Source organism: Mucilaginibacter sp. (genome assembly GCF_028288105.1).
Classification (GTDB): domain Bacteria; phylum Bacteroidota; class Bacteroidia; order Sphingobacteriales; family Sphingobacteriaceae; genus Mucilaginibacter.
Genome location: NZ_JAQBOI010000277.1, coordinates 1 through 9,999 on the forward strand (window position 1 = coordinate 1; position 9,999 = coordinate 9,999).

10 protein-coding genes are annotated in these 9,999 nt (G+C 41.4%); 5 read left to right on the plus strand and 5 right to left on the minus strand.

Features of this window, described 5'->3' with window-relative positions; genetic code table 11:
• The coding region (gene thiD / locus JWQ85_RS18655; RefSeq protein ID WP_299470631.1) for a bifunctional hydroxymethylpyrimidine kinase/phosphomethylpyrimidine kinase at positions 1–722 on the plus strand (722 nt) is incomplete at its 5' end.
• Between the two features lie 285 nt (positions 723–1,007).
• On the opposite strand, the gene JWQ85_RS18660 is transcribed toward thiD, so the two are convergent.
• From JWQ85_RS18660 to JWQ85_RS18670, 3 genes are all read right to left on the minus strand, one after another.
• Positions 1,008–1,403 carry a T9SS type A sorting domain-containing protein gene (locus tag JWQ85_RS18660; RefSeq protein WP_299470633.1) on the minus strand — a complete coding sequence of 132 codons (396 nt, stop codon included), beginning with the start codon at positions 1,401–1,403 and terminating at the stop codon, positions 1,008–1,010.
• 60 nt (positions 1,404–1,463) lie between these two features.
• Complete coding sequence (locus JWQ85_RS18665) at positions 1,464–1,898, minus strand: carboxymuconolactone decarboxylase family protein (protein ID WP_299470635.1); 435 nt, start codon at positions 1,896–1,898, stop codon at positions 1,464–1,466.
• 87 nt (positions 1,899–1,985) lie between these two features.
• The gene (locus JWQ85_RS18670; protein WP_299470637.1) at positions 1,986–3,449 is read right to left on the minus strand and encodes a PLP-dependent aminotransferase family protein; all 1,464 of its coding nucleotides are present in this window, start codon (positions 3,447–3,449) and stop codon (positions 1,986–1,988) included.
• Between the two features lie 76 nt (positions 3,450–3,525).
• Between JWQ85_RS18670 and JWQ85_RS18675 the strand changes: the two genes are divergently transcribed.
• Both JWQ85_RS18675 and JWQ85_RS18680 read left to right on the plus strand, forming a co-directional pair.
• Positions 3,526–4,179 (plus strand): NAD(P)H-dependent oxidoreductase, encoded by a 654-nt coding sequence (locus JWQ85_RS18675; RefSeq protein WP_299470639.1) that lies wholly within the window; start codon positions 3,526–3,528, stop codon positions 4,177–4,179.
• Positions 4,169–5,089: a DMT family transporter gene (locus JWQ85_RS18680; RefSeq protein WP_299470641.1), complete on the plus strand. Its 921-nt coding sequence runs from the start codon at positions 4,169–4,171 to the stop codon at positions 5,087–5,089. The genes JWQ85_RS18675 and JWQ85_RS18680 overlap by 11 nt, the downstream gene beginning before the upstream one ends.
• A gap of 46 nt (positions 5,090–5,135) precedes the next feature.
• On the opposite strand, the gene JWQ85_RS18685 is transcribed toward JWQ85_RS18680, so the two are convergent.
• Entirely contained in the window at positions 5,136–5,858 is a 723-nt protein-coding gene (locus JWQ85_RS18685; protein WP_299470643.1) for a DoxX family protein, read from the minus strand.
• Positions 5,859–6,048: 190 nt separating this feature from the next.
• Between JWQ85_RS18685 and JWQ85_RS18690 the strand changes: the two genes are divergently transcribed.
• Positions 6,049–7,080: a YncE family protein gene (locus JWQ85_RS18690; protein WP_299470645.1), complete on the plus strand. Its 1,032-nt coding sequence runs from the start codon at positions 6,049–6,051 to the stop codon at positions 7,078–7,080.
• 20 nt (positions 7,081–7,100) lie between these two features.
• Positions 7,101–7,943, plus strand: a complete 843-nt coding sequence (locus JWQ85_RS18695) for a phosphatase PAP2 family protein (protein ID WP_299470647.1) — start codon at positions 7,101–7,103, stop codon at positions 7,941–7,943.
• Positions 7,944–7,967: 24 nt separating this feature from the next.
• On the opposite strand, the gene JWQ85_RS18700 is transcribed toward JWQ85_RS18695, so the two are convergent.
• Positions 7,968–9,999, minus strand: a 2,032-nt coding sequence (locus JWQ85_RS18700; protein ID WP_299470649.1) for an efflux RND transporter permease subunit, incomplete at its 5' end; no start/stop codon positions are given.

Consider the following 9,999-nt stretch of genomic DNA (forward strand, 5'->3'; position numbering starts at 1 on the left):
ACGGTACTACAGCAATTACCGCTGTTACAGCACAAAACACGTTAGGCGTTAGTGGTATCCATTCCATTCCCGTTGAGTTTGTAAAAGCGCAGATAAAAGCAGTTATGGATGATTTAAAACCATCCGCTATTAAAATAGGTATGGTGCAGAGCGCGGAGCTGGCCATCGGTATTGCTTCGGTATTAAGGGAATATCCGGGCATATCGGTCGTTTTCGACCCGGTAATGGTAGCTACCAGCGGCGACCTCCTGATCGCAAACGATACCGTAGAAACTTTGAAGGAAGAACTCTTTCCATTAGCCAAAATGGTTACCCCGAATTTGGACGAGGCATCTATACTCGCAGAAATGGAAATCCATACTGTTGGCGATATGAAAAAGGCAGCTTTGCAGATTATGCAATATGGTTGTTATGCGGTATTGATAAAAGGGGGGCATTTAAAAGGACCTGACCTGTATGATGTTTACCTGGATAAAAATGGCGATGAGCGTATTTTTAGGTCAATAGCTATTGATACCGTCAACACTCATGGAACAGGATGCAGCCTGTCATCTGCTATTGCATCTTTCATTGCATTGGGCAATGATCTGAACACGTGCATATCGAAAAGTAAAATATATGTTCAAAATGCTATTGAGCACGGCAAGGATGTAAAAGCCGGAGAAGGTCACGGCCCGATGAACCACTTTTTTGATCCCCAAAAATTAGTAAAATATGAATAGAGCTATCTGGCAACTAACAACCTGTTTTTAAGAGGATTGTTGCCTTGCCCTTTAACCGATTTGTTTGCCAATGTTTTATTATCAATTAATTTTTGATTTATATTACGTTAATGATTAAATGACTGAGAAAACGACAACTTTTCCACATCGGTTTCGTCCTGAAAATGGGTCGAATCTGTGACCTATTTGTAACTCAAAACTTATAACTTACTGATAATCATTAAGTCATTACTTATCAGGTTTTTATTTTTTGAAAATAGGACCATTGGTTTTATACTGCTCATCTTATTGCTTAATTATTTTGTGCGTATTTTGCTTGCCGTCGGTTATTACATTAATAACATATGTGCCGGGTATAAGTCTCGACAGGTCTATCTGAACGGTGCCCAACTGGTTTGTATATTGTTTGCTATATACCGTTTTGGTAAAAGTATCGTAAACCTTTACGGTAGCGTTTTTTATCACACTGTTACCCAAATTAAGGTTTACTTGATTGATGAACGGATTAGGAAAAAGCGTAATGGCCTCACCTATAGTTATGGTTTTATCAATAACGCCCTGGCAATCTTTATCGGTGCTTACGGCAATGGTATTTACACCGGGTTTTAACATCAGCGTAACTTGGTTGGCCGTAGTATTAGTGGTAACTCCGTTTAATTTAATATGGTAACTATCGCCCATAAATATAAAAGCAAAGCCCTCTAATCGAGGGCTTTCATTATTAATTTCCTGCACCAACACTTATGCTGGCATTAGGTTGGTTGCGATGCCAATTCTGTTCCATGCATTAATAGTAATAATTGCTAAGATCACTTGTGCCAGGTAGGTTTCCTCCAACACTTTAGCTGCTTGCTCATAGGTATCATCTGCTACATGATTATTAATTAAAGTAACTTCCTCGGTCAGAGCCAATATTGCCCGTTCTTCTTCTGAAAAAAACGGAGTATCGCGCCAGGCATTTAAGGCGTAAATACGCTGTTCTGTTTCGCCGGCCTTCCGGGCTTCTTTAGTGTGCATATCAATACAAAAAGCACATCCGTTTATTTGCGAAGATCTAATTTTAATCAGGTCTTTATGTTCTCTTGTCAACGGCGTACTTTCAATAAATTTCTCCAATCCAAGAATAGCTTTATATCCGGCCGGCTCAACTTTGTCAATCTTAATTCGTGTTTTCATTTTCTTAAAAATTATTTCACACAAAATTAGAGCAATGATATGGGTACTAAATATACCAGCTACAAGATAAAGGATAGCCCAGCAAACTTAATGCACTATCCTTTTCAGGATCCCGAGCGCTTCCACCATCTCTTTTTCTTCAAGTGAAGCAAAGCCCATTCTAAGCGCGTTGGTTGAAAAGGACTCGTTCTTATAAAAATTTCCATTGCCAATATAAAGTCCTTTTTTTAAGGCATCTTCAGACACTTTGATCAGATCTATCTTTTTATCAAAAGTTGACCATACCGCCAGCCCTCCCTCCGGGATTTTGAATTCTATCTCATCATTAAAGTCGGATTTGAGTATCTGGCAAAACATGTTCCTGCGCTGCTTATAAATTTTTAACGACTTCCTAAAATGCCTTTCCATTTCACCATCGTCAAACAGCACAGCAAAAGCCTCTTCCAACAGGGTGTCGCCCTGTTTGTCTATCAGCTCTCTTAATGAGGCTGCAGCTTCAATAAATGCTAAAGACCCCACCATAAACCCAATTCGCAAAGCAGGGGCAAAGGTTTTCGAGATCGAACCAATGTAGATTACATTGTGGTTGTGATCAATACTCGCCAATGGCAGGTAGGGTTTATTATCATAGTGAAAATCAAAATCATAATCGTCTTCGATGATCGCGAAACGGTATTCTTTGGCGAGATTTAATAATTTTAACCGCCGCTCCATACTCATGGTCACCGTTGTAGGAAAGTGATGGTGCGGTACAATATATACCGCCTTTATTTTTTTATGCTGTAAAATCTCTTCCAGATGATCAACATCCATACCATTGTGATCAACAGGTACCCGCAGCAGGTTCGCGGCAGCATAGCTGAAAGTATCATCTGCAAAACCGTAATTTGAAATTCCGACTGCTATATTATCAGAAGGATTTAACAACAGTTGCGCTGCTAAGTAGATCCCCATTTGGCTGCCTTTCGTAATTATAATATTTTCGGCAGAAACAACCAGGCCCCTGCTATTAGAAAGGTAGTTGCTAACAGAGGCCCGAAGATGCTCTGATCCCTTAGAGCTACCATATTTCAGAAAGTTTCTCCCATGAAATCTCCTGGAAAGACTTCGATATTCGCGCATAAGTACATCTACAGGTGCCAGGCGTACATCAGGAAAGCCATCATCAATAGCGAGAACGGTTTTTTGAAGATTCTCGCTGGGTATCGCATTTTCAAAATTATTAGTCCATATGAAAGCCTCCTGAGGGCTGTCATTTTTATTGGCCACCGGTAAAATAGTTTTGGAACGTATAGGCAACTTGGAAAGTACAAACACTCCCTTGCGCTCAACAGATTCAGCCCAACCCTGACTGATCAGTTCTTCATAGGCCAACTTTACCGTATTTCTGTTAATACCAATTAATTCTGCCAGTATGCGCGAGCTTGGCAATATATCAGCAGGTTGTAGCGTGCCATTGGTGATCAATGATATAAAGCTATTGCACACCTGAATATATAGCGTTACAGAAGCATTCCGATCAACTTGGATTAATGATTTGTAGGGTAACATCTGGGCTGTGGTCTTTATGTAAATTGGTATACAAATATAATCCAACACCCCTGTATTTTTGTATAAAATTATCGAAATGAAAAAAGTATTAGTTATTAATTCAAGCGCAAGAGTGCTTAGATCTTATAGTAGAAAACTCACTGAAGTATTTATCGATCACTGGAAAAGTATCCATACAGATTCAATTATCAGGTTTCGTGAATTGGGAAATACCGATGTGCCCCATGTCAACGAAAATTGGATCGATGCCGCTTTCAAACCTGCAGCAGCAAGGTCTGAAGTAGAAATTGAAGCCTTAAAAACAAGCGATACTTATATTGCCGAACTACGGGAAGCTGATATTATTGTGCTGGGTTCCCCAATGTACAACTGGTCAATTCCAAGTTCTCTCAAAGCCTATATCGACCAGATACTGAGGGTTAATGAAACCTGGAAGTTTAACCCAACCAATATGCAGAACCCATATATAGGTTTGCTCGAAAATAAAACATTGTTCCTGCTGCTTTCAAGAGGTGCTCAGGGATATGAAAAAGGAGAGTATAACGAACATATGAACTTCCAAAGCAACTATTTAAAAACGGTATTTAATATCATAGGTATCAGCAATATTCATGTGATAGCGGTTAACGGACAATCGTACGATCCGGAAGAATTTAAAAGGTCGGTGGATACATCCCATCAGGATGTAAGGAATTTAGTTGAGCTGGAATTAAACTACAATGAAAAATAAAGCACTTAAAGGAAGCATTTTTATTGCGGTGGGGGCCTCCAGTTACGGGATGCTGGGAACCTTTGTAAAAATGGCATATCATGATGGGTTCAGTACAGCAGAAGTAACGCTTTCGCAGTTCGGCCTCGGGTTTGTAGGGCTCTTTATTTTAACCGTGTTCCGTAAACAGGGGGTGGTGCCGGCAACAAAAACATCGGGTATTAAAAGTATATTTAAGTTAATAGTTGCGGGAACATCCCTTGGGCTAACCAGCATTTTCTACTATCTGGCAGTTCAATATATTACGGTAAGCGTTGGAATTGTGTTGTTAATGCAAACGGTGTGGATGGGTGTTATCCTGGAGATGATCTTGCATAAAAAGGCGCCCGGGTTACGTAAGATGGTATCAGTTTTTATCATCCTGGCCGGGACAGTACTGGCTACCAGTTTGCTTACACGATCTGTTAACATCAACTGGAGCGGATTTGGCTGGGGAATGATGGCCGCTCTTTCTTACACGGCAACCATGTACTCATCAAACCATCTTGAACTTCATTTTCCGCCGTTAAAAAGAAGCCTTTATATGATCCTTGGCGGGTTGATCATTATTTGCCTCATTTTTCATTCATTCATAAACCAGAATTTTTCATATAGAATATTTCTGAACTGGGGCCTTCTTCTTTCTTTGTTTGGAACAATCCTTCCGCCATTACTATTTACGCGGGGAATGCCGCTTATAGGTATGGGGCTGGGCGCCATTATTGCATCTGTAGAAATACCAGTTTCTGTGTTAATGGCACACATACTGCTAAAAGAACCTGTAAGCTTTCGTCAATGGGTAGGTGTTATTCTTATCCTATTTGCAGTAGTATTGATGAATACCAAACAACCCAAATGGCTAATGAATAAGATACAGCCAATGATTTCATAGAGGCGATTAGTTCGATGTCCAACCGTTGTCTGAAAGCAACAAAAGTCTACTTTATCCGCACCGGTTTTTTCAAAGCTTTGTTGTATTCGTCCAGGCTTTTCGTAAGCGATTGGCCTTTTTCATGGATACAATTACAGAAAACATTGCAAGCCCCGGGATTATTGCTGTTGCTACATTGCTGCTTGCAGTCTGATAAAGTGTTGCGGGGCATAATGTTATACACGTTTGTAATGATGAGCACTAAAATGATAACGGTTGCAGCTGCACCGGCAAAGAAAATTGTAGGAAACTTGTTACTAAGAGCTTTCGGCTTTTGAAGAATTGTAGGTTGATTAAAGGGAAGAATGAATTTTAACTTATCGTAATCCCAGCACAAAAGATACAAATTGGCCAACACCATCAAAGGTGAAGAAAGAAGTGAGCCATCAAAACGTACCGCAAGCGATAGAATACAAATATTCAATATGATAGGAAAATAGAGTACTGCTCCGAGAGTTGCCGTTCGGGGTATCAGCAATAAAATAGCTGCCGTCACTTGCACAACGCCAATAAATGGGTAATAATAACCCGTTAGGTGTAGGGCTTCCAAATAATGGCCCATTGGGTGATTAACGGATAGATCTGTGAATCGTTCACCCATAATTTTTACAAAACCCGAAGGTAAAAAACCAGCAGCTAAAGCTATACGATTGAAAACAGCAAAATATCTAAGCCATCTGTTTTGTTTTGCCTGATAATGCAATTGGTCAAGTGTGGAAGAAATACGCATGATCTGTTATTTAAAAGTACTTTGTATTGCAAAGTAAATGTAAATTTGCCACACTAACAAATGAATTCTTATCAAATGTTGTTTATATAATTACCGACCTGATAACTCTTACACTACTTTTAGGAAGGCCATCGGTTTATCCAATATTCCTACAGAATATAATCTTAAATAGCATCAAAATAAGATAGCTATGTTATACGCTCAAAAACTAAAAGTATTTGGATTGTTCATTATTGGTTTTGCATCTTTCCATGCATCTGCCCAAACTAAAACGGGCTTACACATTTTAAAAAAACATGCCATAAAAAGTAGTGGTGGCTGGGATTACGTTACCGTTGATGCAGCCGGAAAAAAGATCTACGTATCGCACGGTTCGCAGGTTAATATTTTAAGTACCGCCACAGGCGATTCTATCGGTATTATAAAAAACACAAATGGGGTGCACGGTATTGCATTGGTTAAACCGCTTGGTAAGGGCTATACAAGCAACGGGCGCGACAACAACTGCACCGTATTCGATCTAAAAACTAATGCCGAGCTTGGCAAGATCAATGTTGGCACAAACCCGGATGCTATATTTTATGACGGTTTTTCCAAAAAGGTTTATATCTTTAATGGACGGAGTAGTGATGCAACAGTTATTGACCCTGCTACTGATAAAGTTGTTGCTACCATTCCACTTGGTGGTAAACCGGAAACCGGTGTATCTGACGGCAAGGGTAAAATATTTGTAAACTCCGAAACCACTAATGAGGTTGTAGTGATTGATGCTAATACATATAAAGTTATTAATCGCTTTAAAATAAACGAAGGCGAAGAACCCTCCGGACTGGCTATTGACAGGGTAACCAATCGTTTATTCATTGGTTGCGGGGGTAACGCAACGCTTGTTGTAATGGATGCCGCTAATGGTAAAAACCTGGCAAAATTTAAGATTGGCGATTGCGATGGTGTAGCATTTGACCCGGCGCTGAAAATGGCTTATAGCTCAAATGGCGATGGCAACATGTCGGTTATAAAGGAAGTAAATGCTAATAAATTTGAATTTGTAGAGAATATTGTAACTGAAAAAAGCGCACGCACCATTGGCATTGATGAGAACACGCATCACCTGTTTTTGCCAGCCGCGCAAATGGAAGCTACGGCGCCAACAGCAGAAAATGCACATCCGCGGCCACACATGATCGCGGGGTCATTCCATGTGATCGAGATCGGAAAGTAAATACCCCTAATATTTGTACATTGAAGAACGCTATTTATATCATATTTTGTCTCATTTGTTTTACGGCGCAGGCGCAAGTATCAGACACAACCAAAAAGGTAAATATTGTTGATACGCTTAAAAAGGATCTTTTTACCGCCCCTGACACCGTTAAGCATTTACGTAGTAAGGCATGGGCATTGGTGCCCCCTTCGGTACTGATCGCTTACGGAGCAAGTAACTTCTTTTTCCATCCGGTGAGAAGGCTCGATGTCAGTATTTACAATGATATTAATGAGGATGCACCAAACTTTAGGCACCACCCCGAAGATTATTTTCAGTATACACCTGTGGCTTTAGTTTACGGATTGAATTTAGTGGGTATACATGGTAAAAACACCTTTATTGACCGTACTATAATTTTCGTTATGGCTGAAGGAATGATGAGTCTGACTACATTCGGGTTAAAGAAAGTCACGCACCGGCTACGCCCGGATGGTTCCAATTACTACTCCTTCCCATCGGGACATAGCGCTAATGCATTTCTTGGGGCCGAGTTTATGGCACAGGAGTTAGGTGATAGATCCATCGGCTACAGCGCGGTTGGCTACGGGTTTGCTACCGCTACCGGCATTTTACGCATCTACAACCGCGACCATTGGTTTAGCGACGTAGTTGCCGGTGCCGGCTTCGGTATTTTATCGGCAAAGGCTGCTTACATGCTTTATCCTTATATACGCAATAGGCTTTTTAAAGCCGGCCGCAAAAAAGAGAATAACAGAGATGTACCCGCCGAATTAAAGAAAGAACCAAAGAGTAGTTCTATTGTATTACCTACTTACCAGGATGGGATATTAGGCTTGCATTTTGCCATGCAATTTTAAAGCAGCGATATCCCTTTGGCGGAATTACTTTTTCGCAAAAACATGATTACGGTAAAATATCCTTAGCATACTAGGTAATACGATTAGCAATAATGGTAACGCCGCTAAAAAACCTCCGATAACCGCTATAGCCAATGGCTGATGCAATTGCGCACCTGCACCTATTCCTAAGGCTAAAGGCATCAACGCTATGATAGCACCCAACGCGGTCATCAGTTTTGGACGAAGGCGGGTTGATATCGAATAAACAATGGCATCATCCACACTGCTTTCCCGCGCACTTTCCCTAAATTGCCAGAAGGTGAAAATGGCGTTCTCGCCAATGATACCTACTATCATGATAAGGCCTGTATAGCTGCCCACGTTAAGCGGCGTATTGGTTAAAAACAAGGCCAGCAGGCTACCGCCGATACCTAAAACGGCTATCACCAATATCAGGAAGGCTATTCTGAATTGTTTAAACAGGAATAATATTACCCCGAATACAAGCAGGCTTGCAGTAACCAATATCATTAACAGCTCTTTAAACGATTGCTGCTGCTCGGCATATGCACCGCCATATTCCACATGATAACCGGGTGGCAAGTTTACTTTTTGGGCTATGCCTTTTTGTATGGCGGGTATTACGCTGCCCAGGTCACTGTTCTCTAAACGTGCACTAATAACACCCATGGCCTGCAAATTCTCACGTTCCACCTCGGCATCGCCGGTACGCAGGTTTACATTAGCCAGTTGGGTAATAGGTATCAGTCTCCCATCGGGTAAAAATAAATTCAGTCGTTTTATGCCGGCCACATCCTGCAAGCGATTGCCCGGGTAAACCATACGGATAGGCGATTGCTGTTCCCGCTCAAATAAATTGCCAATAACATTACCCTCCAGCGCCGACTGCACCTGTACCTGCAAAGCCGCCGGTGTAATGTTATATTGGGCAAGCTTAGTATAATCGGGCACAATATCTACCGATGGCCCCGCTATAACTATTCCGTCGAAAACATCGGCAGTGCCTTTTACATTGGTTACAATAGCTGCTACTTGTTTAGATAGCTGCTGCAGCTTAGCCTGATCGTCTCCAAAAACTTTTATCTCGATGGGTTGGGTGGATGTCATCAGGTCGCCCAGCATATCGCCTATAACCTGCCCAAAATCAACCCTTAAGGCAGGTTGAGTACTTTCAATGTGCGTGCGCAGGTCACTGATAACTTCTTCGGATGTTTTGGTATGCCCTTTCTTTAATTGTATCAGGTAATCACCGGTATTTGGTTCGGTGATAAAAAATCCCATTTGTGTGCCCGTACGGCGCGAATAAGCGGCTACATCAGGCTCTTTGATGATAACCTTTTCAATCTCGCGCAGCATACGGTCGGTTTCTTCTAATGATGTGCCTGGGGGAGAGGTGTAGTCCAGTACAATACTTCCCTCGTCCATAGCTGGTAAGAAACCGGTTTCTAATCTGCCCGGGATAATTACAATAACCGCTACAAGTATCAAAATTAATACGATGCTCATAAAAGGCCTCAGAATAAAAAAGGATACCCAACGCTGCCTTTTAACGCCATGCGCTTCTTCTTTTGCTGTAAGGCTGTTCACCTGTGTGTTTTTGGTGAGTAACAGGTAGATAACCGGCAAACCTATCCAGGTTACAAAAAACGATGATACCAGGGTAATGATCATGGTGTCGGTCATTACTTTAAAGTAGGCACCGGCAACACCCGTCATCAACAAAAAAGGAATAAATATCACAATAGTACTTACCGACGAGCCCACCATTGCCGGGAATAGGTAATTAATGGCTTTTGAAAGTAGTGTAACCGTAGGTTCTTCCGGGTGCTCTTCGTGTGTACGATGGATTTGTTCGACCACCACAATAGCATCGTCAATTATTAGCCCAATGGCTGCCGCTATAGCACCCAACGTCATTATGTTTAACGTATAGCCTACAGCATATAAAACGATCAGCGTTAACCCCAGCGTAACCGGGATGGTTATCAATATTGTGGCGCTTGCCTTTAACGACCGAAGGAATATGATGGCAACAATAATAGCCAACGCCAAA